Source organism: Pantoea cypripedii (assembly GCF_011395035.1).
Classification (GTDB): Bacteria; Pseudomonadota; Gammaproteobacteria; order Enterobacterales; family Enterobacteriaceae; genus Pantoea; species Pantoea cypripedii_A.
This window is the reverse complement of record NZ_CP024768.1, coordinates 2,845,988-2,868,848: the sequence shown is the minus strand read 5'-3', so window position 1 is coordinate 2,868,848 and position 22,861 is coordinate 2,845,988. Positions and strand designations below refer to the sequence as shown.

Below are 22,861 nucleotides of genomic sequence, written 5' to 3'. Positions count from 1 at the left end.
CGGGCTTAAGATGGTAACCGAAGCACTCTCTGGCGTAAACACAACCTGACAGCCACGTCACTTTATGCCCTATCTGATATTATTGAAAACACACCGCTGAAATTCAGCGTCAGAATAAAGAGTAAGGAGCGGGGATGACTTCACAATCCCGGGAACAACATTCACCCGAAGCCTTGCGCGCCGTGGTGATAGGCGTGCTGAGTGGCTTTGAACATCCGACACTGAAGCACAATCTTACGACACTGAAAGCCTTGCGCCACGTCGCGTTGCTGGATGACAAACTGCATCTGGAACTGGTGATGCCATTCGCCTGGGCCAGCGCGTTTGAAGAATTAAAAGCACAAACCAGTGGCGAGCTGCTGCGCCTGACGCAGACGCGCGCCATTGACTGGCGGTTGCGCCACGATATCGTCACCCTGAAACGGGTGAAAAATCATCCCGGCGTCAATGGTGTGAAGAACATCATTGCGGTCAGTTCCGGCAAAGGGGGCGTGGGTAAATCCAGTACTGCGGTGAATATGGCGCTGGCGCTGGCGGCAGAAGGGGCTCGTGTCGGGATTCTCGATGCTGACATCTATGGTCCGTCGATTCCCAACATGCTCGGTACGGAAAACCAGCGACCCACCTCACCGGATGGGACCCATATGGCACCGATCATGGCGCACGGCCTGGCGACCAACTCGATTGGTTATCTGGTGACTGACGATAACGCGATGGTGTGGCGCGGGCCAATGGCCAGCAAGGCCCTGATGCAGCTACTCAATGAAACGATGTGGCCTGAGCTGGATTATCTGGTGCTCGACATGCCGCCCGGCACCGGCGATATCCAGCTGACGCTGGCGCAAAATATTCCGGTAACTGGCGCGCTGGTGGTGACGACGCCACAGGATATCGCGTTGATTGATGCGCGTAAAGGTATCGTGATGTTCGAGAAGGTCAACGTACCGGTGCTGGGTGTGGTGGAAAATATGAGCATCCATATCTGTAGCGAATGTGGTCATCATGAGCCGATCTTTGGCACGGGTGGTGCGCAGAAACTGGCGCAGGACTACAACACCCGACTGCTGGCGCAGCTGCCGCTGCATATTAATCTGCGCGAAGATCTTGATGATGGTGAGCCAACGGTGGTGCGTCGTCCCGACAGCGAATTTACCGCCCTGTATCGTGAGCTGGCCGGGCGCGTGGCGGCGCAGCTTTACTGGCATGGGGAAGTGATCCCCGACGATATCGCCTTCCGCGCCGTTTAACCGCAAACTATCCGCTGGCGCGTGCCGTCAGCGGATAGTGCATCAGCAGGTATTTCCCCTGATCGCTCTCGCCCTGAGCCACCTTTTGCCAGCCGTGTTTCAGATAGAAGGTTTGCGCTGGCTGGTTCAGCAGCAGGCATTTCAGCGCCCCGGTGCTGGTAAAACGTGCCTGCACTGCGTCCAGTAACGCACTGCCCACCCCCTGGCCCTGAAAATCGGGGGCGACATACAGGCTGTGCAGGAAATTATCATTATCGAGCACACCGGCAAAACCGGCGCGGTGGCCGTCAATCTCCGCCACCAGCACGGTCTCGCCGAGGATCACCCGGTCAAAATCCTCCAGCTGCCAGTCATCACCGTCGAGCCAGGTCCAGTTGGTCCGGCGCGCCGCCAGAAACAGCGTGCGCAGAAAAGGGCGGTCAGCTTCCTGAAACAATCGAATATGCACAGATGGACTCCAGCAGTCACGTCACTCAAAAGTAGCAGTTCCGCTACAAAAAGATAAACCACGTTAAATCAAGGTGGTTTCTGTGTAGAATGCCGCGGCAGGCCGCAGCAATCGGGCCTTGCCGCGTTTGATAGCTTTTGTTTATCTAATTGATAACGGCTGCATATTAGATGTTGGCCCGAAAATTATGTAACCTGCATCACATCTTTTATATGGAGGTCACCCGATGTCTATCATTAATACCAAAATCAAACCGTTCAAAAACGCAGCATTCAAAAACGGCGAATTTATCGATGTAAGCGAGAAAGACGTTGAGGGTAAATGGAGTGTTTTCTTCTTCTACCCAGCTGACTTTACCTTCGTATGCCCGACCGAACTGGGCGACGTGGCTGATCATCACGAAGAATTCCAGAAACTGGGCGTAGATATCTACTCTGTTTCTACCGACACCCACTTTACCCACAAAGCCTGGCACGGTTCTTCTGAGACCATCGCTAAAATCAAATATGCGATGATCGGCGACCCGACGGGTGCACTGACCCGCAACTTTGAAATCATGCGTGAAGCTGAAGGCCTGGCAGATCGTGGTACTTTCATCGTTGACCCGGAAGGCATCATCCAGGCTATCGAAATCACTGCTGAAGGCATTGGCCGTGACGCCTCTGACCTGCTGCGTAAAGTGAAAGCGGCTCAGTATGTTGCTTCTCACCCAGGTGAAGTTTGCCCGGCTAAATGGCAGGAAGGCGACGCGACTCTGGCTCCATCACTGGACCTGGTTGGCAAAATCTAAGCCACCACGCAGCCCTTCGATGTTTCTCCAATCGGGTGCTACGGCACCCGATTTTTCGACCAGCAACAGGAACTCATTATGCTCGACACCAACTTAAAAACCCAACTCAAGGCTTACCTTGAGAAATTAACGAAACCGGTTGAGTTAATTGCCACACTGGATGATGGCGCCAAATCCGCAGAGATTCGGACCCTGCTGGCTGATATCGCGACCCTGTCTGACAAAGTCAGCTTCCGCGAAGAGAACGATCGTCCGGTGCGTAAACCTTCGTTCCTGATTACCAACCCTGGCAGCCACAGCGGCCCGCGTTTTGCCGGTTCGCCGATGGGCCATGAATTTACTTCACTGGTACTGGCACTGTTGCAGACCGGTGGACACCCTTCGAAAGAAGCGCAGAGCCTGCTGGAGCAGGTGGCTCAGCTTGAAGGGGAGTTCCATTTTGAAACTTATTATTCCCTGTCATGCCACAACTGCCCGGATGTTGTTCAGGCGCTGAACCTGATGGCCATCCTCAATCCAAACGTCAGCCATACTGCGATTGACGGTGGCATGTTCCAGAAAGAAATCACCGAACGTAACGTGATGGGCGTTCCGGCGGTCTATCTGAACGGCAAAGAGTTTGGTCAGGGCCGTATGAGCCTGGCGGAAATCGTCGGTAAAGTGGACACCAACGCTGACAAACGTGCGGCGGAAGAACTGAATAAGCGTGATGCCTATGAAGTGCTGATCGTGGGTAGTGGCCCGGCGGGCGCAGCAGCAGCGATTTACTCAGCACGTAAAGGTATTCGTACCGGCCTGATGGGTGAGCGTTTTGGTGGCCAGGTGCTGGATACGGTGGACATTGAAAACTACATCTCCGTACCGAAAACCGAAGGGGCGAAGCTGGCTGGCTCACTGCGTGCCCACGTTGATGATTACGATGTGGATGTGATTGATACCCAGAGCGCGATCAAGCTGATTCCCGCAGCCAAAGAGGGCGGTCTGCATGCCATCGAAACCGCTTCTGGCGCGGTATTGAAATCACGTAGCATCATCCTGGCAACCGGCGCTCGCTGGCGCAATATGGGTGTGCCGGGTGAAGAAGAGTATCGCACCAAAGGCGTAACCTATTGCCCGCACTGTGACGGTCCGCTGTTTAAAGGTAAGCGCACGGCGGTTATCGGTGGCGGTAACTCGGGTGTTGAAGCGGCCATTGACCTCGCGGGTCTGGTAGAGCACGTCACCCTGCTGGAATTCGCCAGCGAAATGCGAGCTGACAAGGTATTGCAGGACAAACTGCGCAGCCTGAAAAACGTGGATGTGATCCTTAACGCACAGACCACGGCAGTGAAAGGCGACGGCAGCAAAGTGACCGGCCTTGTTTATACCGATCGTACCAACCAGAACAGCCATGAAATCGCGCTGAGCGGCATCTTTGTGCAGATCGGTCTGCTGCCGAATACCACCTGGCTGGAAGGCGTTGTTGAGCGCAACCGCATGGGTGAGATCATCATTGATGCGAAATGCGAAACCAGCCTGAAAGGTGTGTTCGCGGCGGGTGACTGTACTACGGTGCCGTACAAGCAGATCATCATTGCCAGCGGTGAAGGTGCCAAAGCTTCACTGAGTGCGTTTGATTACCTGATCCGCACCAACCCGGCTGAATAATTTTGTTGCGATAGCCACGCAAATGCCCCGCAACCTGTGTTGTGGGGTTTTTTTTTGATTAAACCCGTGTGCCTGCACACATTCGTAGCGGCGCAATTTATTGCGCGTCTTTGGATGTGAAAGTGCTGAAATTAGCGCGATAAATCGCGCTGCTACAAGGGGGGATTAATACCCCGCCAGCGTCATCAGCATCATCCACACGGGTGTGGTCACCGCCGCGAACAGCGTGGAAAACAACATACTGGCCGCAGCCGGGCCGGTCAGTACCTGAAATTTTTGCGACATCAGGTAGACATTGACACCCACCGCCATCGATCCCAGCAGCACCACCACTTTACTCTCCAGAGCCGGTAAATCTGTCAGCCAGGCGATTGCCCAGATGCACATCGGCTGAACAATCAGCTTGAGCAGGCAGATGCTGTAACTCTCTTTCAGGCCATCACGCACCCGATAGTGCGCCAGGCTCATGCCAAGCGTGACCAGCGACAGGGGGGCGGCAATCGATCCCAGCAGGTCAATCGGTTGCGCCGCAATCAGTGGCAGCGGTTGTTGCAGAAAGCTCCAGGCCGTGCCACTGAGGATGCCGATAATCAGCGGGTTTTTCAGTACGCTAATCAGCGTTCGGCCCAGCCCCTGTACCGAAAAACTGCCGTGTTTTGACCACTCGACTGACACCGTCAGCAGTGTCCAGAGGATCAGGCTATTAAACACCAAAACCAGCGCCACCGATGGTAGCGCCTGCTCGCCCAGCAACACGGTAGCAATCGGAATACCCAGCATCACGTTGTTGGAAAAAATACCGCCCAGTGCAAACACCGATCCGGCAATGCTTTCCAGTCGGAATACTTTTGCTGCGATCACGCGTCCGGCAATAAATACCAGCAAACAGCTGCCAAAAAATGCCAGCAGCAGACGAAAATCCACCGGCGGGCTTTTGTAGAAATCACTCATCACATCAAACAGCATGCAGGGCAGGGCGACATTGAACACAAAACGGTTCATCCCTTCACTGATACTGGCGGGCCATTTGCCAAAGCGCGTCAAACAGTAACCGAGAAAAATAAGAATAAATAATGGGGCCGAGAGGTAAATCTGGTGACTCAATGTGGTTAACAAATCAGGCATAGCAGTGATATTGGCAAGAGGTCAATATCGGCAGAGTACCATGTCATAACATCTCTGCAACATACAATCCGCTAATATCTGCCTGATTATCCTAACCAGCGACGTGCTTCCGCATCACTGATATCACGATAATAAACCCGATGAATACGTTCCCCGCATCCTTTGCAATGCGCCTGGATATGTGTGGAATGGTAGTGGCGACCAGAGGGTGAAACCGCGCCTTTACGTGAGATCTGAATATTACGCCATTTATGTGCATGCGGGATAAAACTGAATAATTTTAATTTCATTATGTCTGCCGGATTTAATTATATTCTTCAGGTCCGGAATGAAATTAGGCCGTTTTTTACCCGTTCATAGTTTGATATTAATCAAGCAACAGTGATGTTGCTCCCATTTTGAAATTATTTATTAATTTCAGATAAAAAAGCGCGCAGGGGACTCAGCCTGCGCGCAATATAATTTGATTTACCCGGTCTTATTTTATTAATGCGGATAACTATTTTGAGTTATTTGTTGCGCCACCTCCTTTTTCACTATTCAACATCCGGGATGTTATTTGCGCTGGATCAGTTATGACGACTGAGGGCGTCAGTGGTGTGAAATGATCCAGCGCAATTTATTCGATTACAGGCTTTCGCTGCGACTCACCCTTTTTCCATCCAGACTCAGGCTGCGTACCATCACCTTATCGCCTGCGGCAATGGTCGGCTGTGCCTGCGGGTGATAGTCAATCCAGCTGTTGCCATTATCCAGACTGTATTGCAGCGGCAGACCCGGCAGGGCGATGTTCATTTCCAGCCTGCCAGCATTGATGCGTGCGCCAGGGACAGGGAGCCGGTAATGGATACCGGCTTTATCCAGTTTGCCCAGTTCACGCTGGCCCAGCAGATTGGCAAAACGCTGCCAGTCGCCAGTGAGTTGCTTTTGGTTGACATGATGGGTTTCACCGCCTTTGAAGCTGCGGCCTTGCTGATAATCCAGCTCCCAGCTGGCGCGATGCCAGCCACGTTCCGCCACGGATAACAGACGCGGGAAGATCATATATTCCATCTGTTGATCGGTGCGCACGGTTTCGCTCCATAGCTGGGCAGAGATGCCATATGCGCCGCCCCACGGCTTGTCTGATGTTGTCGCGAAAGCGTTACCGTCGCGGTCGACTGAGGTTTCAGCATTTTGCGGCAGGTTATCCGGTGCGAAACTGAACATTTTGCGTTCATCGCTAAAACGCGTACCCCAGTAATAGCCGCGTTCCAGAGGATTGACCTCATAGGGGAAGTCCATGTAGACGTAATCAGGGTTGGAAATCACCACATCATAATCTTTCTGCGTCCAGTCGCTGGCGCTGTCAAAGCCGCCCCAGTACAACGTATCCCAGAAGTTAATGCGTGTGCGTGAGGTGGCGAAAGCATGGGCGTTGGTGGCATCTTTCAGGCCATCCTGCCACGCCTGCATCACAGGTATACCGTGCGCTTTCACCAGTTGGCTGACCTCCAGCGCAAAGTGGCTCGGCAGATGTTCCAGATCCTGCACCTTGCCGGATTTCACCAATGCCTGGCAGACTTGTGATTTAGCCCAGGGCTTGTCTTGCTGGCTCTGATCAAGAATGCCTTTGCCTGCCTCAGGATTTTTTATATCGATGTAGCCGGCACCAAGACGAATGTTTTTCGCTTCGTCACCACCAAAATGCCAGGTGGTGAGCGGCTGACCTGCTTCACGGTGCATGCGTTGAATTTCACCTATCAACTTGTCAACAAAACGTTGTGAGGAGTCGAGGCAGGGATTGAGATAGCTGGTGCGATCATACAGTTGCACCGATGTGGTATTGGAGGTGTCAGTCGGATCAACCAGGCGGAATTCGCTGGCCGCACGCGTTTTGCCTGCTTTCATCAATCTGTTGTAACGTGCTTCCATCGAGATGACGGCGGCACGGGCATGGGCGGGCATATCGATTTCCGGAATCACTTCAATATTGCGCGCCCGGGCATACTTCAGAATCTCAATGTAATCGGCGCGGCTGAAATACCCGCTGCCATGATTATCACTGAACGGACCGGAGCCTAACTGCGGCACCAGGCATTGTTGCTCGCTCAGGTCGTGACAGCGTTTGCTACCGACGTCAGTCAGTTCCGGCAGGCCAGGGATTTCAATGCGCCAGCCTTCATCGTCGGTGAGATGGAAGTGGAATTTGTTCATTTTCCATGCGGCCATCTGGTACAGCATGCGCAACACCGCCTGTTTGCTGTGGAAGTTACGTGCCACATCAAGGAAAGCCCCGCGATAGGCAAAACGCGGGGCATCCTGCGCTTCCAGCGTGGCAATCACGGGTTTGCCCTCGGCCGGAACCAGTGAGAGCAGCGACATCAGGCCGTAGTATGCGCCAGCAGCATCATAGCCCACGATATCGGTACCACGAGGGGTAATGCGTAGCTGGTAAGCGCCAGATACTGCTTCTGTGCCGTGGAATCGGCGGGAGTTAATGTGGGTTGTGATGCCATAGCCCTGTGGATTTGGCGGGATGCCCAGCAATGCAAAACGCTGCTGTACCGCATTAGCCTGGTCTGAGGGCAGAGCGTTAAGATGCAATACCACGCCCTTGCTCAGATCGACATCCGCCGCATGGATGTTGACGGAGCGTGGTGTCGGAGTAATTTGCCCACGCAGGCTGGCTGCCGGCAGCCATTTGATATCGGCATTTTTGGCGAAACGGCTTTCAGGTTGCATCAGCACGTTTTTATCATCGGCCACACGCTTCCACTGCTCGCCAAAGGGCTGGACGAAGTCAGTTAAATTTTCCGTGTCGGTGCTGCTGATAATTTTTGGCGATGCACCTTCGGCGGTGACGTACCAGCGTGGCATCACATCCGTGATAAACAGCTGCCAGTATTCGTTCACGATAGGGATCTCGACGGTGGCACCCGCGGCAAAACCGGTGAACTTGTCAGTCGGTTCCAGGCGGGTTAAATCGCCGACGACATGTGTCATCGTAAACTGGTCGCTATCTACGCGCAGCGTCTCATGCACGTTGCTCATATAGATCGCCCAGTTTTTGCTGGTGATGGCCGGGCCATTGTTGGTCAGCCTGATGATGGCGCGATTGCAGGAAGCCCAGTCAGCGCCGAGCTGGGCGCAGTCCACGCCGTGGCTGGCGGCCTGATTGTCAGTGACCTGGTACTGCACGCCAAACTGGCTGATTTGATCCACCACCTCTTGCTGGTTTTGTGGCACTGATTTGCAGGCACCCAGCGCGATAACGCTCAAGGCCAGAAGGCTTAATTTCAATTTTTTCATGCTGTTATCCTTATACGCGGATGAATTCTGGCTCCAGCCAGCTCAGGGTCAAAAGAGGGTAAAGGGCGCGATGACCATAAATTTGATGTCTTTCTCGTCCTGGAAAACATTGCCGTAGCCACCGCTGTAGCTGGGCAGGTTGCTGTGGTTGTTATATTGGGTGTAATGCAGTTTGAACTGGGTGCCTTTGGCGCGTGTTTCCTGCAGGGTATAGACCAGATCGAGACTCCAGGCGGATTCCGTCAGGCGTTGTTGCTGGTTGTAGATGGGATTGGTAGAGGGCTTTGCATCCCAGCCATAGGCATAAGATCCACCCGCCTGCCAGCCCGGCAATTGCCAGTGGCCAAGATCGACCATGACCCCGGCAAACAGCGCTTTCTCGCCGTTAGCGTTCCAGTCTGAACGTGAATCCCACCATACATCCATGCGGCCATTAGAGCTGGCGTAGGAAGGCGTCATGCGTTGCAGGAAAAAGCCCTGATTACCTTCGGCTTTGACCCAGGTTCCTTCAAGGCGGAAATCGAAAGCCCCCAGGGTGTAACCCAGCGTCATGGCCTGCAGCCAGGCTAAACCGTCATAAACATGGTTAACATTGCTGGCACCGCCGCTTTCGCGATCTTTGGCCCCGTAAAATTGATAGCTGGTACGCAGCGGTGATCCGGCCAGCGGCAGCTGATAAGAAGCTTTGGCAAAATACTGATCCATGTAGTCTGCCGCCTGACCATATGCGCCTTCCAGGATCAAATCGTTTTTAAAGTCATACTTCGCGCCGAAAGATTGCAACCAGGGAATGCCCGTTTTGCCATCTGCTTTGCGGAAGTTGTACATGTGCTGATACCAGGGGGCTTTGTACTGATCGGTCCACATCCAGGAGAAGGAAAGCGCACCGCTGTCAGCAAAATCAAAAGTGGTTCCTGCTTCAACGCCGCGGTAGGTGCCTGGCAGGAAGCTCCAGTGCGGTGCCAGCAACGTCTGGCCTGTCGGTTGCAAATAACCGGCACGCAGCCAGTTATCCTGCCATTTGGTTTTGAGCGCAGCCTTGTACAGGCTGGCTCCACTCTTATCGCCGGTCCATTTTTCGTCCCAGCGCGTGCGGGCATCGCTAAAGCCGATCTCATTGGGGGCGGCCGGGCCGCTGTTGGTCAATTCCAGCGCACCGAAAGCGGCGAGATCGAGACCAATAAAATTCGCCAGATAGCCGGAAGAGAAATCAAGGCTGGCATTGGCTGAAGCATGATGCAGGTTGGCATCATACTGGCCGTACTTGCCATGCTGCGGGTCCATCTCTTTACGATCGCGCTGGCGCTGCCAGTAGAAAATCGAACCGGTGAGAGATGAGTCATCAACAAAGCCTGCCGCCAGAGCGGGTGTGCAGGGAATCAATGCCGTGACAGCCAGGATGGCAGCAATTGCAGCGGACAGGGGAGTGCGAAGAGTCCGGTTCATGGTAAATCCTCCGTGATAATTCCTTTGAGTAATGATCTTGTGTGTAACTGTTACCTCGTGTAACAAGTGGGCTAATGCTATTTTTCGCGACGCGAATTATCAATAGCATTTTTTGCAAATTATGACGTGGCACGCAAAATACAGGATCTCAGGTTTTGACAGGATGGTTACCGTCATCTTTATGATTTTTAATTAAATAAAGATATTTCAGGTCAGGTGGAGGAATTTCCTGTCGTGATGAATTCACTGACGAAACGAGGGAAAGGGCAGGTGAAATGACTCGGGTGATCGGTTGCGTTACAAGGTGACGGGCAAAGGTCCTTCTTTACAAAGCAGGGAGTTCATGAATCCAAAGATAAAAATTTTCTTATGGATGATAATTACGTGTTGTTGCACTTTGGTGTAGTTTCTATACCTTGATCTTGATGGGGAATTTGCCTAGGATTTTCGCCGGTGGCCAGCACAGTTCTGGCTGCTGATCTGAAGGGGGCGTTACGCCACAAAATTTAACCTCAGGAGCTGTAAAATGACTGATTCTTTGAAGAAAAGACAACCTGAAGACGAACGCGTTATTCGTCTCAGTGAAACCTGGGAAGTCGAATATTGGACTAAAACCCTGGATGTCTCCGCCGCACAATTACGAACCGCAATAGCCAACGTGGGTAAAGATACTCAGAAAGTTAAGCAGTATCTCGGTAAGTAGGTGTCAATTCTGCCTGGAAACCCCGCTCTGCGGGGTTTTTTATATTTAAGTCAGTCACAGCATTATTGTTGTGAAGTGGGCTCCATCAATGGAAACTCCCGGGGCAAACAACCCTTAAAAGATGTTCCGGCACTTTATAAAAAGATTGTGACAGGCAGGGGAATGTAAGTGTTTAAAAATTACGTAATAATAGCGGCAACCGTTCTGCTTTCGGGTTGTCCGGGGCCTGGCGATAGAATTCCACCTAAAGAGCCTGCCAATGTCGCGATAAGAGATAACCTGGTTTGTATTACAGCACCAATCCAAACGGGTGAATATGTATCCGCGGTACAGATCTCCGATGGAGAAGATAATCATCTTCTCAGGACATTAGCCAAAAAACCTATAGATGTAACTAATGGACAATGTCTGCCAACGTTTGGTTATGATTTCAAACGGGGCCATACATATACTGCGTATTACACGATTGAAAAAAACGATATTGATAGTGGGCGTTACCTTTCAGTTGTGTTTTCAACATTCAATGGTTTGCAGCAGATCAGCCCACCAGCTGGACGCTAAAGTTAATCATCATGGGATTTACGTGGATTTTAGCGCTTGTTTGTCGGGCTTTCTGCTGGCATTATCCTGTTCGTGAGTTAATGAGGAACATTAACGCAACTATTTGATTTTAAATGACTCGGGGTGCCCTCTTAAATGGGGCTGAGATACACCCGCTGACCTGATCTGGATAATGCCAGCGTAGGGAAGTCAGATGCCTGACCGCATTCGCCTTCTTGATCGCCGGTTGGGAGCCTTATGAAACAGCCTGACCTTCTCTCCACTGCGCAACTCGCGCAATCTCTTCGGTTACTTCGTCAGCATATGCCGCTGGTGCACTGCATGACGAATGATGTGGTACAAACCTTTACCGCGAATGTCCTGCTGGTGCTGCGTGCTTCTCCTGCCATGGTGATTGATGCTGAGGAAGCCGCGCAGTTCAGTGGCTTCGCCGATGCGTTGCTGATTAATGTCGGCACCCTGACACGCGAACGTCGTGATGCAATGCAGGCAGCTGTCGCAGCAGCTAACCATGCGGGAACACCCTGGACGCTCGATCCGGTCGCTGTCGGGGCGTTAACATTGCGCACAGAATTCTGTCAGCAACTGCTGAGCCAGCAACCCGCTGCTATTCGTGGCAACGCCTCAGAAATCCTTGCGCTGGCGAATCAGGCAGCAGGCGGGCGTGGTGTGGATAGCCTGCATCAGGCCGATACGGCGATCAGTGCCGCGCAGCAGCTGGCGCGTGATTATCACAGTATCGTCGCGGTCACTGGCGAAGTGGATTATGTCACTGACGGCCACCACACCCTGGCTATTCCCGGCGGCAGCCCGCTCATGACGCGTGTAGTGGGCACCGGCTGTGCACTATCGGCAGTGGTTGCGGCCTTTGCCAGCCTGCCGGGTGAGCGCCTGCAACATGTGGCGGCGGCCTGCCGCGTGATGTCGCTGGCAGGTGAAAGCGCGGCGCGTCAGGTGCCGGGGCCGGGGAGCTTTGTGGCCACCTTCCTTGATGAGCTGTGGACGCTGGAGGTGACGCCATGAAACGCATCAACGCATTAACCATTGCAGGCACCGATCCAAGCGGTGGCGCAGGGATTCAGGCCGATCTTAAAGCCTTTTCGGCGCTCGGCGCTTATGGCACCAGCGTTATCACCGCGCTGGTGGCGCAGAACACCTGTGGCGTGCAATCGGTTTATCGCATCGAGCCGGATTTTGTTGGTGCGCAACTGGATTCGGTGCTCGACGATGTTCGCATCGACAGCGCGAAAATCGGCATGCTGGCGGAAACGGCCGTGGTGGAAATCGTCGCTGCGAAGCTGAAGCGTGCCAGCCTGCCGTTTGTGGTGTTGGATACGGTGATGATTGCCAAAAGCGGCGATGCATTGCTGTCACCGGATGCCATCGACAGTATCCGTGAACTGCTGCTGCCGCAGGTTTCCCTGATCACACCAAATTTGCCGGAAGCGGCGGCACTGCTTGGGCGTAGCGTGGCGCAGGATGAAGCCACCATGCTCCAGCAGGGCGATGCGTTGCTCGATCTCGGGTGTGAAGCGGTCCTGATGAAGGGAGGACATCTGAGTGATGCAGAAAGCCCGGACTGGCTGATCACCCGCACCGGGCGTCAGCGCTTTACCGCGCCGCGCGTCAACACCCGTAACACCCATGGCACTGGCTGTTCGTTGTCAGCGGCGCTGGCGGCGCTGCGCCCACGGCATGATAGCTGGTCAGCCACCGTCTCGGAGGCCAAAGCGTGGCTGCAACAGGCGCTGATCCATGCGGATTCGCTGGAAGTCGGCAAAGGGATTGGGCCGGTGCATCATTTTCATCGCTGGTGGTAGGGCGTAACGCCTGATTGCCGTTTTTTGTCTGCGCATCTGTCTGAAAAATGGAGTCAGCAATTTGCCTGCCTGGCGGATTTGGGTCCAGGCTGTTGGGGGCGAATCGGCAGGTGCCGGTTCCAATCCAGCCATTTATTCAGGAGTCAGCATGACGGACATCGTTCAGTTATTGGGCAAAGAAGCGGACAGCCTTCTTCAACATCGCTGCATGACCATTCCAGCGGAAAGCCTTTATTTACCGGGCGCGGATTATGTTGATCGCGTAATGACGGACAACAATCGTTCTCCAGTCGTGTTACGTAATATGCAAACTCTCTACAACACCGGCCGTCTGGCGGGCACCGGTTATCTGTCGATTCTGCCGGTTGATCAGGGAGTCGAGCACTCGGCAGGCGCTTCCTTTGCTGCCAACCCGCACTACTTCGATCCGAAAAATATCGTGGAGCTGGCGATTGAAGCTGGCTGCAACTGCGTGGCTTCCACCTATGGGGTGCTGGCCTCAGTTGCGCGTCGTTACGCGCACAGAATTCCCTTTATGGTGAAACTGAACCATAACGAGACGCTGAGTTATCCAACCCAGTACGACCAGACCCTGTACGCCAGCGTGGAGCAGGCGTTCAATATGGGGGCCATTGCGGTCGGTGCGACCATCTATTTCGGCTCTGAGCAGTCGCGTCGCCAGATCGAAGAGATTTCCGTCGCGTTTGAGCGCGCGCATGAGCTGGGAATGGTGACGGTGCTGTGGGCCTATCTGCGTAATAATGGTTTTAAGAAAGATGGTGTGGATTATCATGCCAGCGCCGATTTAACCGGCCAGGCCAACCATCTGGCGGCGACCATTGGCGCGGACATTGTGAAGCAAAAAATGGCGGAGAATAACGGTGGTTACACCGCTGTAAACTTCGGTCATACCGATGAGCGCGTCTACAGCAAGCTGACCACGGAAAACCCGATTGACCTGGTGCGTTATCAGCTGGCGAACTGCTATATGGGACGCGCCGGGTTGATTAACTCGGGTGGGGCAGCCGCCGGGGCAACCGATGTCGCCGAGTCGGTACGAACGGCGGTGATTAACAAACGTGCGGGCGGCATGGGATTGATCCTGGGGCGCAAAGCGTTTAAAAAATCGCTGAAAGAGGGCGTGGAGTTAATTAACGCGGTGCAGGATGTGTATCTGGCGAAAGATGTGACCATCGCGTAATTAAACCTGGCTTACTGGCCATTTCTCGTCCGGGCAGTGCTCACCGCTGGTCACATACTGATGTATGCTCCCAGCGTCTGCGCGCTGGCCGGACGCGAACTGCCTGCGACGCCGACGGTTTAATCGCAACCTCCGAATAACGGCACGAATTCGTGTAGCGGCGCGATTAATCGCGCGATGGTTTCCGGCACTGTGCATGGCATTGCGCAATAAATTGCGCCGCTACAATGCGTGCCATCTGTAAATCCTCTTCGTACAAACCGCACCTGACGTAGCGGCGCAATTACTCGCGCAAATTACGCGGCCGGGACAAATTAAGGCGCTTCAAACCACTCGCTATTACGTTCTGCAATGGGCGTGATGGTCAGAATCATTTCCTGCAAATGACGACGCATCGCTGACTCTGCGGCCTCGACATCATGCGCTTTCAGCGCCGCAAAAATCTCTTCATGCTGCTGGATCAGACTCTCTGGTGGCGAAACTTCGCTTAGTGTCAGAAAACGGACACGGTCCATGGTGGCTTTAATGTTCTCCACCGTTTCCCATGCCAGCAGGCAGTTGATGCTTTCTGCAATCAGGCGGTGAAACTCATCATCGAGGGATAGGAACGACTGGCTGTCATGGCGTTCGGCCGCTAAACGTTGCAGCCGAAGATTATGCTCCAGCGCCATCAGCGCCTCTGGCGCGATTTCCTGCGCAGCGCGGCGCACCACGGCGATTTCCACCGCTTCACGGATAAACCGGCCATCGGCGACGCGCTGGGCAGAAATCTTGCGCACAAAGGTGCCGCGTTGCGGTAATACCTGTACCAGTCCGGCCTCTGCCAGCTTGATAAAGGCTTCACGCACGGGCTGGCGTGAGACATTAAAGCGCGCTGAAACCTCTTTTTCCGACAGCAGCGAGCCGGGATGGATGGCGCAGGTGACAATATCCCGACGCAGATAGCGGTAAATCTGCTGATTTACGGGTTCGCTGGTGGTTATGGTATAGGCAATCGACATGCAGCAATATCCGTATCGAATTATGGAGGTGATAAGGGAGCAGTCTAATCAGCACGCTGCCTCTGCGCTACAAGTTTGTTGCAGGCCGGGTAAGGGCATGCACCGTGGCGCGTGCACCTTCAGCACACAGTTGCTGATAGAGTTCGGTTACGCGTGCCACGAAGTCAGCATGATGCAGTAAGTCCTCACCGAACACCGCTTTCAATCCCAGTAAGGCGCGAACACGCGGTGCCCCCTCTTCGCTCGACGCTACAATCTGCGCCAGCTGATCTTTCAATGGGTCGCGGATTTCAATCGGCTGGCCGTGTTCATCCACGCCACTGACATAACGCATCCAGCCTGCTACACCCAGCAACAGGAAATCGCAGCCTGAGCCATGGCGCAAATGCCAGCGCACACTGTCCAGCATGCGCTGCGGCAACTTTTGCGTGCCATCAGTCGCGATCTGCCAGGTGCGATGTTTGATTGCGCGGTTCTCGTAGCGGGCAATCAGCGAGTCGGCATAGGCCGCCAGATCAACCCCCTGGGTACGCAAAGTCGGGGCTTGATCCTGCATCATCAGCGCGTGGGCAGCACGGCGATAATGGGGATCGGCCATGCAGTCGCTGATATGTTCGTAACCCGCCAGGTAGCCAAGATACGCGAGGAAAGAGTGGCTGCCGTTCAGCATGCGCAGTTTCATCTCTTCAAACGGCAGCACATCGCTGACCAGTTCCGCTCCGGCGTTCTCCCAGGCCGGGCGGCCACTGACAAAGTTGTCTTCGATCACCCACTGGAAAAACGGTTCCGCTTCCACGGCGACCGGATCGCTGCTGCCGAGGCGAGCAGCCAGGGTAGCGAATGCCGCATCGGTCATGGCCGGAACGATGCGATCAACCATGGTCGAAGGAAAGGAGAGGTGGGCTTTAATATAGTCGGCCAGTTCAGGGCTGTGACGCTCCGCCAGCTGAACGATGACGTTGCGCGTCACATGGCCATTCTCCGGCATGTTGTCACAGGACATGACGCTAAACGGCGCTAAGTCACGTTCGCGTCGACGAATGATCGCTGCCAGAATCAGGCCCGGTAAAGAACGCGGTGCTTGCGGCTGCGCCAGGTCGTGAACGATGTCCGGATGATCCGGGTTGAGGTTGCCGCTGGCAGGCAGGTGGCAGTAGCCCTTTTCGGTTACCGTCATGGACACAATCGCCACATCCGGCTGGCTCATGGCCTCAATCACCGCCTCAATGCCATCCCCCTTGCCATGCAGGGCGGCGGTGATCACCCCGATCACCCGGGTATGCAGGCTGTCGTCGGCCATTTCGGTCAGGGTGTAGAGTAAGTCCTGCTGGCGCAGCGCCTCAATTAATGCGCCGCTATTGAGGTTCACTTCACAGTAACCCCAGTCACTGCCCTGAGCGGCCAGTTTGTCGCTCGCCAATGCCTGATGGGCGCGATGAAATGCACCAAACCCGATGTGAACCATGCGGGTTTTCAGTTTGCTGCGGTCATAGTTCGGACGTAGGACGTCGGTGGGAAGCCTGCTAAGTTCTAACATAATCATTCCTTTAGGCAAACGGGGCGGAGAACCGCCCCGTTATGATCAATTTGTTAAGCTGAAATCGGTTTATTGCTGACTTTGGGGCTGCGGATGACAAACAGCACCAGCAGGGCACCCAGACCAGCGACCACACCGGCCAGCACAAAGGCGCTGTCAAATTTGCCGGTGTGTTGAACGATAAAACCCGTCACAATCGGACCAATGATGCCCGACAGGCTACCCACCAGATGGATAAAGCCGCTGATACTCCCGACACGGCTTTTGTGCACCACGTCCTGAATAATCGCCCAGTAGATTGCGCCAGTGATGTAGAGGAAGAAGATGGAGATCGACATCATGATCACCGCTGAATTGACCTCTTTTATCGTACCCGCCAGCGCGACACAAATTGCGGCGGCCAGCAGTGAGACCACCAGCACAATTTTACGCGACAACAGTAGCTTACCGGTGATGTTGAAAATTTTATCGGAAATCCAGCCACCCAGCGCCAGACCGACGAAACCGACAATCCACGGGATCATGGTGGTGATACTCATGGCTTTGATATCCAGCCCATGCGCCTGCACCAGATACGCCGGGAACCAGCTCAGGAAGAAGAACAGAATGTAGTTGTAGCAAAAGAAGGCGAATGCGGTAACCAGGATGATTGGCTGGCGCAGATAATAACCCATACCGTGCGCGGCACCGGCCAGGTCCTCTTCTTCATTCGACTGTTCCGCTTTCAGTTTTTCCACCAGCGCACGCTCTTCCGGTGAGACACGTTTGCTTTTCGCCGGGTTATCCGCAGCGATAAAGAACCAGATCGCCATCCACACCAGACCAATCACGCAGATGGCAACGAAGGCCGGACGCCAGCCGAATGACAGCGCCAGATAGCCGATAATCGGGCCAGCGACCGCGCCACCCAACGGGGAACCGGCACTTAATAAGCCCATGGCGGTGGCGGCCTGTTTTTTCGGGAACCAGCCGTTGATGGCCTTGTTGGCCGAGGCGCAGATGGGGCCTTCCGCCATGCCAAACAGTACGCGCAGGATCATCATCGACCAGAAGCCGGTGGCCAGCGCGGTCATACCGCAAAACAGCGACCACATTCCCACGGCGGTGCCGAGCACAATGGTCGGGCCGAATTTATCGGTGGCGAGGCCGCCGATAAAGTTGAACAGCGCATAGCCGAAGAAGAAACTACCGAAAATCATGCCGAACTGCTCGGCATTGATCATCAGATCTTTTTCCACCAGCGGCACGGTCAGGGACAGGGCAATACGATCGAGGTAGTTGATCATATAAACCAGAAACAACAGCAGTACGAGGGTCCAGCGCAGGTTCTTAAACATAGAAACTCCGACATCATCATCTTTATAGTAGTGCTGCCGGTGGGTACGTACCGGCAGGAGGACACCTGGTGTGAAGGTTAACTCAAGCCATGTGCAGAATCACTTTGCAGCAGGTGCGCGGGTCTTTTTCGAACAGCGTCATCGCGCGCTCAATCTCCGCCAGCGGGAAGTAGTGCGTGACCAGTTTCTCTGGCTGGATCTGGCCTTTTTCCATCCACTCAATCACTTGCGGAAAACGGTTGCTGTTGAGGCGCGAAGTGAACAGCGACAGTTCTTTGCTGGTCAGGCTTTGCTGCGTAATGCTGCAGGGTTCACCCGAGAAACCCAGCAGGCCGATGCGGGCCGCCGGTGACGCGAGAGCGGCAGCTTCCGCCAGAATGGTGGGATGACAGGCGGCATCAATGATGAGCGTGGGCTGCACTCCTTCAAGCTGGGCAGCCAGCGGGATCTCGCTGTTGTTAAACAGCTGGTCGGCACCGTTTTGCTGCGCCAGCGCCAGACGTTCTGGCAGACGGTCCACCACCAGCACCTGTTTAACGCCGTAAACGCCTTTCAGTACCTGAATGGCAGTCAGCCCCATCGGACCTGCACCATAAATCAGCGCTACATCCTGCGGCTGCGGTTGCAGGAAAGCGGTGATGTTGGCGGCGATGGTGAAAGGCTCAACCATGCTGGCCAGTTTATCGGGAATGCTGTCGGGCAAACGGAAGGCGTTTTTGGCGGGAGCGACAGCAAACTCGCTAAAGCCGCCATCGCGGTGTACGCCAATCACCTGGAGTTCTTTGCAGACGTTGGGGCGACCAATGGAGCAGGGATAGCAGTGGCCACAGCTCACTACCGGATCGACAGCGACGCGTTCGCCAATACGGCTCTCATCAACGCCGAGACCTGTGGCATCGATCAAACCAAAAAACTCATGACCGATCACACGTGGATATTTGGCAAACGGATTATGACCGTGCCAGATATGGACATCGGAGCCACAGATACTGGCAAACTGCACTTTAACGCGTACTTCTCCAGCGGCAGGCTGTGGCACAGGACACTCCGCCAGCACCAGCTCGCCCGGTTGTTCAATCACGACACTTTTCATCATTAGCTCCTTGCCTGACGCCTTATCAGCGGAGGTATCTGGCATTAACGGGAAATCAATGAGGAAAAAATACGCGCACAAATACTACCATACAAGTCTACGTTGCGGAGTTGTGAAGAGGGTCACAAGATGAGATGGGCCGGGCGTACCTGCGGGTACTGATTCGTAGCGGCGCGATTTATCGCGCAATGTCGTGCGCGGTGCCAGAAATAACGCGCGATAAATCGCGCCGCTACGGGACCAGGTGTGGTTCAGATCACGCCAGCAACGGGCACTGCGGCGGTAAACGGCAGCTTAGCGCGCCAGGCAGCACCTCAATCTGGAATTCACTGCCGGTGAGGGGTTCGCCATCGAGATTGAAGGTCATCTCATGGGGTGAGCGAATATGCAGCGACGGTAACTTCGCAGTGACAATGTTCGGGTTTTCATCATCACGCGTCAGCGAATGCAGCAGGGTAGGCAGCAGTTCCTGAGCGGTAACGATGCTCAGGTTGAGCTGACCATCATTGATCAACGCATCCGGACATAATTTCTGCCCGCCGCCCGCCTGGCGACCGTTACCAATGCCGATTACCAGCGCATCGCCCTGCCAGTTAAAATCCGCGGCGCTGATTTCGCAACTATCCGGCTTTAAGGTATCCACGCGCGTCAGACCATGAATAAAGTAAGAGACGCCGCCGAGCGCCGATTTAAGTTTTTCCGGGGTTTCTGTGGTGATACGGGTGCCAAAGCCCCCGGTTGCCATGTTGATAAAGTAGCGATCGCCATTCACCCGCGCCAGGTCGATGGTGCTGGCCTTGCCGAGCACCGCCAGGCGTAGTGCCGGTTCCATCTCCAGCGGGATACCCGCGCTGGTAGCAAAATCATTGGCCGTGCCAAGCGGTAAAATTCCGAGCACGGGACGCTGTGACGCCGTTAATGCGGCAAGCGCAGTGGCGATTTCATTGATGGTGCCATCACCGCCACCGGCCACGACGGTTTCTGCCTGCAGGCTGACCGCTTCCTGGACATAACGGTCACCATCGCCTTTTTCCCAGGTGACGCGAACGGCCAGATTAAAGCCTTCGTCACGCAGTTGATTGACGGCGGCACGTAATTCCTCATTTCCGGCACCTTTGCCATTGAGGATCAATAACGTAAGCGGTTTGTTTGGCATGATTCGTCCCTTAATGCTTCCTCAGAAAAGTGGTTATAGCATAGCTGGGCGGGGAACTTTATCGGCGGGTGACGAAAAAAGAAAACCCGCACGGGGGAGCCGGGCGGGTGAATGAGGTGGTTCCTGGTACTACCTGCTGTTTATTGTTACTCGTTAGCAGCGGAAGCGAGTTTACGCCAGGGCGAAACGGCGGTCTGTGATCTTGTTCTAATTTCAACCATTTCTTTTCATTACGTGCGATTGCTGGCGTGAGGGTCGCGGGTGCTGTCGCCATCGGTGAAATTGCGTAACAGCAGGGCAAAAGCCAGATCGACATATTGCGGCACGGGCAGCCAGATGCGGTGACCATCACCCGGAGCCACCTCTACCGCACTGCCTTTGTCATTCTGCATGGCTTCCAGCCGACAGTTGAGGTTGCCGTTGGGGGTCATGATCTCCAGTTCATCGCCCAGCAGAAATTTGTTCTTCACTGCGACCTGCGCCCAGTCACCAAGGCGTTCCCCGGTGAACTCACCGACAAATTGCTGGCGTTCCGACACCGAGTAACCCTGCTGATAATTCTGGTAGCTGTCGTGGGTGTGGCGACGCAGAAAACCTTCGGTATAGCCGCGATGGGCCAGCCCTTCGAGCGTTTCCAGCAGCGCGGGGTCGAAGGGTTTACCGGCCGCCGCATCGTCAATGGCCCGGCGATAAACCTGGGCGGTACGGGCACAATAATAAAACGACTTGGTACGTCCCTCGATTTTCAGGGAATGTACCCCCATCTGGCTCAAACGTTCGACATGTGCCACTGCGCGCAGATCTTTGGAGTTCATGATGTAGGTACCATGTTCATCCTCAAAGGCGCTCATGGTTTCGCCGGGTTTCATTTTCTCTTCCAGCAGGAATACGCGGTCAGTCGGGCTGCCGATGCCCAGCGTCGGTGCGCTGTCCTGCATCTCAACCGGCTGATGAAAACCGACAATATTGCCGACTTCATCCTGGCGACCTTCTTCCACCTTGTATTCCCAGCGGCAGGCGTTGGTACAGGTGCCCTGGTTGGGGTCGCGTTTGTTCAGGTAGCCCGAGAGCAGGCAGCGACCGGAGTACGCCATGCACAGCGCGCCGTGTACAAAGATCTCAATTTCCATCTCCGGCACCTGCTGGCGGATTTCGGCAATCTCTTCCAGCGACAGTTCGCGCGACAGGATCACCCGCGTCAGTCCCATTTGCTGCCAGAACTTCACCGTCGCCCAGTTGACCGCGTTGGCCTGCACCGAAAGATGAATCGGCATGGCCGGAAAGGCTTCGCGCACCAGCATAATCAGGCCGGGATCGGACATGATCAGCGCATCGGGCTGCATCGCCACCACTGGCGTCAAATCGCGGATAAAGGTCTTCAGCTTGGCGTTATGCGGCGCGATATTGACCACGACGTAGAATTTTTTACCAAGCTGATGGGCTTCATCGATGCCTTTGGCGAGGTTTTCATGGGTGAATTCATTATTGCGCACGCGCAGGCTGTAACGAGGCTGACCGGCATACACCGCGTCGGCTCCATAGGCGAAGGCATAGCGCATATTCTTCAGCGTTCCCGCTGGAGAAAGCAGTTCAGGTTTAAACATGGGATCTCACTGATGTCAGGTCAGCATGCCATCGTGGATGGCACGTGCAGTGGCCGCGTCAGACGGCCCTGCAAAAGGTGGGGAATTTTAGGCAGGGCCACTGACGAAGTAAATTGACCTGGATCAAGGTAATGCGCTGCCTGCTACACTAAGCGGCACACATCCGCTTCCCAGCGATAGCCCATCCCGTACACCGCGCGAATAAAGGGTTGCTCGGCATCGAGATTTTCCAGCTTACGACGCAGGTTTTTGATGTGGCTGTCGATGGTGCGATCGGTCACTACGCGGTAGTCGTCATACAAATGGTTGAGCAGCTGCTCGCGCGAAAACACTTTGCCCGGCTCCAGCGCCAGGGTTTTCAGCAAACGAAACTCGGCGGGTGTCAGTTCCAGCGGCTGTTCACGCCAGCTGGCCTGAAAGCGGCCTTCATCAATCAGCAGATGGGACGCCTGCTGGGCTTCTTCCGGCGAACGTTTGACGCGGCGCAGAATGGTTTTCACCCGCGCCACCACTTCACGCGGGCTGAAAGGCTTACAAATATAATCGTCGGCACCGATTTCCAGCCCGAGCAGGCGATCGATCTCCTCAGTGCGCGCTGTCACCATGATGATCGGCAGATCGGAGAAACGGCGGATTTCGCGACACAGGGTTAAGCCATCACGGCCTGGCAGCATCAAATCCAGCAGCATCAGATCCGGCGGAGACTGCTGCACATAACTCAGCACCTCGCTGCCATCGCCAATGTGATGGGTGCGGTAGTTGGACGCCTGCAAATAATCAATCATCAGCTGCGCCAGTTTTGGCTCGTCTTCAACAACAAGGATTAAAGGGTCTTGCTTTTCCGTGCTCATAGG

The 22,861-nt window shown here is 54.6% G+C and carries 20 protein-coding genes and 1 riboswitch; of the genes, 8 read left to right on the top strand and 12 right to left on the bottom strand.

Features of this window, described 5'->3' with window-relative positions:
- Positions 1–134: 134 nt before the first annotated feature.
- Positions 135–1,247, top strand: coding sequence for an iron-sulfur cluster carrier protein ApbC (gene apbC / locus CUN67_RS13395; protein WP_208715820.1), 1,113 nt, complete (start codon positions 135–137; stop codon positions 1,245–1,247).
- 7 nt (positions 1,248–1,254) lie between these two features.
- On the opposite strand, the gene CUN67_RS13390 is transcribed toward apbC, so the two are convergent.
- Complete coding sequence (locus tag CUN67_RS13390) at positions 1,255–1,695, bottom strand: GNAT family N-acetyltransferase (protein ID WP_208715819.1); 441 nt, start codon at positions 1,693–1,695, stop codon at positions 1,255–1,257.
- Positions 1,696–1,921: 226 nt separating this feature from the next.
- On the opposite strand from CUN67_RS13390, the gene ahpC reads away from it, so the two are divergent.
- Both ahpC and ahpF read left to right on the top strand, forming a co-directional pair.
- Positions 1,922–2,485: an alkyl hydroperoxide reductase subunit C gene (ahpC, locus tag CUN67_RS13385; protein ID WP_208715818.1), complete on the top strand. Its 564-nt coding sequence runs from the start codon at positions 1,922–1,924 to the stop codon at positions 2,483–2,485.
- 78 nt (positions 2,486–2,563) lie between these two features.
- The gene (gene ahpF, locus CUN67_RS13380) at positions 2,564–4,132 is read left to right on the top strand and encodes an alkyl hydroperoxide reductase subunit F (RefSeq protein ID WP_208715817.1); all 1,569 of its coding nucleotides are present in this window, start codon (positions 2,564–2,566) and stop codon (positions 4,130–4,132) included.
- Between the two features lie 165 nt (positions 4,133–4,297).
- Here ahpF and CUN67_RS13375 read toward each other — a convergent pair whose 3' ends face one another.
- The 4 genes from CUN67_RS13375 to chiP form a co-directional block, all read right to left on the bottom strand.
- Entirely contained in the window at positions 4,298–5,257 is a 960-nt protein-coding gene (locus tag CUN67_RS13375; RefSeq protein ID WP_208715816.1) for an AEC family transporter, read from the bottom strand.
- An 86-nt stretch (positions 5,258–5,343) separates the two neighbouring features.
- Positions 5,344–5,547 (bottom strand): hypothetical protein, encoded by a 204-nt coding sequence (locus tag CUN67_RS13370; RefSeq protein WP_208715815.1) that lies wholly within the window; start codon positions 5,545–5,547, stop codon positions 5,344–5,346.
- 337 nt (positions 5,548–5,884) lie between these two features.
- Entirely contained in the window at positions 5,885–8,548 is a 2,664-nt protein-coding gene (locus CUN67_RS13365) for a beta-N-acetylhexosaminidase (RefSeq protein WP_208715814.1), read from the bottom strand.
- Between the two features lie 48 nt (positions 8,549–8,596).
- Complete coding sequence (gene chiP / locus CUN67_RS13360; protein WP_208715813.1) at positions 8,597–9,994, bottom strand: chitoporin ChiP; 1,398 nt, start codon at positions 9,992–9,994, stop codon at positions 8,597–8,599.
- Positions 9,995–10,520: 526 nt separating this feature from the next.
- Between chiP and CUN67_RS13355 the strand changes: the two genes are divergently transcribed.
- The 5 genes from CUN67_RS13355 (at position 10,521) to fbaB (ending at position 14,279) form a co-directional block, all read left to right on the top strand.
- Positions 10,521–10,697, top strand: a complete 177-nt coding sequence (locus CUN67_RS13355) for a DUF3606 domain-containing protein (RefSeq protein WP_208715812.1) — start codon at positions 10,521–10,523, stop codon at positions 10,695–10,697.
- 168 nt (positions 10,698–10,865) lie between these two features.
- Positions 10,866–11,258 (top strand): putative T6SS immunity periplasmic lipoprotein, encoded by a 393-nt coding sequence (locus tag CUN67_RS13350; RefSeq protein WP_208715811.1) that lies wholly within the window; start codon positions 10,866–10,868, stop codon positions 11,256–11,258.
- 109 nt (positions 11,259–11,367) lie between these two features.
- Positions 11,368–11,462, top strand: a riboswitch (TPP riboswitch).
- Positions 11,463–11,495: 33 nt separating this feature from the next.
- Entirely contained in the window at positions 11,496–12,281 is a 786-nt protein-coding gene (thiM, locus tag CUN67_RS13345; protein WP_208715810.1) for a hydroxyethylthiazole kinase, read from the top strand.
- Positions 12,278–13,078: a bifunctional hydroxymethylpyrimidine kinase/phosphomethylpyrimidine kinase gene (gene thiD, locus CUN67_RS13340; protein ID WP_208715809.1), complete on the top strand. Its 801-nt coding sequence runs from the start codon at positions 12,278–12,280 to the stop codon at positions 13,076–13,078. The genes thiM and thiD overlap by 4 nt, the downstream gene beginning before the upstream one ends.
- A gap of 148 nt (positions 13,079–13,226) precedes the next feature.
- Positions 13,227–14,279: a class I fructose-bisphosphate aldolase gene (gene fbaB / locus CUN67_RS13335; protein ID WP_084876027.1), complete on the top strand. Its 1,053-nt coding sequence runs from the start codon at positions 13,227–13,229 to the stop codon at positions 14,277–14,279.
- 314 nt (positions 14,280–14,593) lie between these two features.
- Here the strand turns inward: fbaB and CUN67_RS13330 are convergent, their stop codons facing one another.
- The 7 genes from CUN67_RS13330 to baeR all read right to left on the bottom strand — a co-directional run bounded on the left by CUN67_RS13330 (position 14,594) and on the right by baeR (position 22,858).
- The gene (locus CUN67_RS13330; RefSeq protein ID WP_208715808.1) at positions 14,594–15,280 is read right to left on the bottom strand and encodes a GntR family transcriptional regulator; all 687 of its coding nucleotides are present in this window, start codon (positions 15,278–15,280) and stop codon (positions 14,594–14,596) included.
- Between the two features lie 67 nt (positions 15,281–15,347).
- Positions 15,348–16,817 (bottom strand): mannitol dehydrogenase family protein, encoded by a 1,470-nt coding sequence (locus CUN67_RS13325; protein WP_208715807.1) that lies wholly within the window; start codon positions 16,815–16,817, stop codon positions 15,348–15,350.
- 53 nt (positions 16,818–16,870) lie between these two features.
- Positions 16,871–18,154, bottom strand: a complete 1,284-nt coding sequence (locus CUN67_RS13320; RefSeq protein ID WP_208715806.1) for an MFS transporter — start codon at positions 18,152–18,154, stop codon at positions 16,871–16,873.
- Between the two features lie 82 nt (positions 18,155–18,236).
- Positions 18,237–19,247 carry a Zn-dependent oxidoreductase gene (locus CUN67_RS13315; protein WP_208717218.1) on the bottom strand — a complete coding sequence of 337 codons (1,011 nt, stop codon included), beginning with the start codon at positions 19,245–19,247 and terminating at the stop codon, positions 18,237–18,239.
- Positions 19,248–19,503: 256 nt separating this feature from the next.
- Positions 19,504–20,403, bottom strand: a complete 900-nt coding sequence (yegS, locus tag CUN67_RS13310; RefSeq protein ID WP_208715805.1) for a lipid kinase YegS — start codon at positions 20,401–20,403, stop codon at positions 19,504–19,506.
- Between the two features lie 230 nt (positions 20,404–20,633).
- The gene (gene trhP / locus CUN67_RS13305) at positions 20,634–22,007 is read right to left on the bottom strand and encodes a prephenate-dependent tRNA uridine(34) hydroxylase TrhP (RefSeq protein WP_208715804.1); all 1,374 of its coding nucleotides are present in this window, start codon (positions 22,005–22,007) and stop codon (positions 20,634–20,636) included.
- Positions 22,008–22,150: 143 nt separating this feature from the next.
- Complete coding sequence (baeR, locus tag CUN67_RS13300; RefSeq protein WP_208715803.1) at positions 22,151–22,858, bottom strand: two-component system response regulator BaeR; 708 nt, start codon at positions 22,856–22,858, stop codon at positions 22,151–22,153.
- Positions 22,859–22,861: the final 3 nt, after the last annotated feature.

Excerpts from the sequence above, each read along its gene's own strand:
- CUN67_RS13370 (WP_208715815.1), bottom strand. The coding sequence starts at position 5,547 with ATGAAATTAAAATTATTCAGTTTTATCCCGCATGCACATAAATGGCGT.
- CUN67_RS13375 (WP_208715816.1), bottom strand. The coding sequence starts at position 5,257 with ATGCCTGATTTGTTAACCACATTGAGTCACCAGATTTACCTCTCGGCC.
- ahpF (WP_208715817.1), top strand. The coding sequence starts at position 2,564 with ATGCTCGACACCAACTTAAAAACCCAACTCAAGGCTTACCTTGAGAAA.
- baeR (WP_208715803.1), bottom strand. The coding sequence starts at position 22,858 with ATGAGCACGGAAAAGCAAGACCCTTTAATCCTTGTTGTTGAAGACGAG.
- CUN67_RS13320 (WP_208715806.1), bottom strand. The coding sequence starts at position 18,154 with ATGTTTAAGAACCTGCGCTGGACCCTCGTACTGCTGTTGTTTCTGGTT.
- fbaB (WP_084876027.1), top strand. The coding sequence starts at position 13,227 with ATGACGGACATCGTTCAGTTATTGGGCAAAGAAGCGGACAGCCTTCTT.
- trhP (WP_208715804.1), bottom strand. The coding sequence starts at position 22,007 with ATGTTTAAACCTGAACTGCTTTCTCCAGCGGGAACGCTGAAGAATATG.
- CUN67_RS13315 (WP_208717218.1), bottom strand. The coding sequence starts at position 19,247 with ATGAAAAGTGTCGTGATTGAACAACCGGGCGAGCTGGTGCTGGCGGAG.
- ahpC (WP_208715818.1), top strand. The coding sequence starts at position 1,922 with ATGTCTATCATTAATACCAAAATCAAACCGTTCAAAAACGCAGCATTC.
- chiP (WP_208715813.1), bottom strand. The coding sequence starts at position 9,994 with ATGAACCGGACTCTTCGCACTCCCCTGTCCGCTGCAATTGCTGCCATC.
- CUN67_RS13355 (WP_208715812.1), top strand. The coding sequence starts at position 10,521 with ATGACTGATTCTTTGAAGAAAAGACAACCTGAAGACGAACGCGTTATT.
- CUN67_RS13365 (WP_208715814.1), bottom strand. The coding sequence starts at position 8,548 with ATGAAAAAATTGAAATTAAGCCTTCTGGCCTTGAGCGTTATCGCGCTG.
- thiM (WP_208715810.1), top strand. The coding sequence starts at position 11,496 with ATGAAACAGCCTGACCTTCTCTCCACTGCGCAACTCGCGCAATCTCTT.
- yegS (WP_208715805.1), bottom strand. The coding sequence starts at position 20,403 with ATGCCAAACAAACCGCTTACGTTATTGATCCTCAATGGCAAAGGTGCC.
- thiD (WP_208715809.1), top strand. The coding sequence starts at position 12,278 with ATGAAACGCATCAACGCATTAACCATTGCAGGCACCGATCCAAGCGGT.
- CUN67_RS13330 (WP_208715808.1), bottom strand. The coding sequence starts at position 15,280 with ATGTCGATTGCCTATACCATAACCACCAGCGAACCCGTAAATCAGCAG.
- CUN67_RS13325 (WP_208715807.1), bottom strand. The coding sequence starts at position 16,817 with ATGTTAGAACTTAGCAGGCTTCCCACCGACGTCCTACGTCCGAACTAT.
- apbC (WP_208715820.1), top strand. The coding sequence starts at position 135 with ATGACTTCACAATCCCGGGAACAACATTCACCCGAAGCCTTGCGCGCC.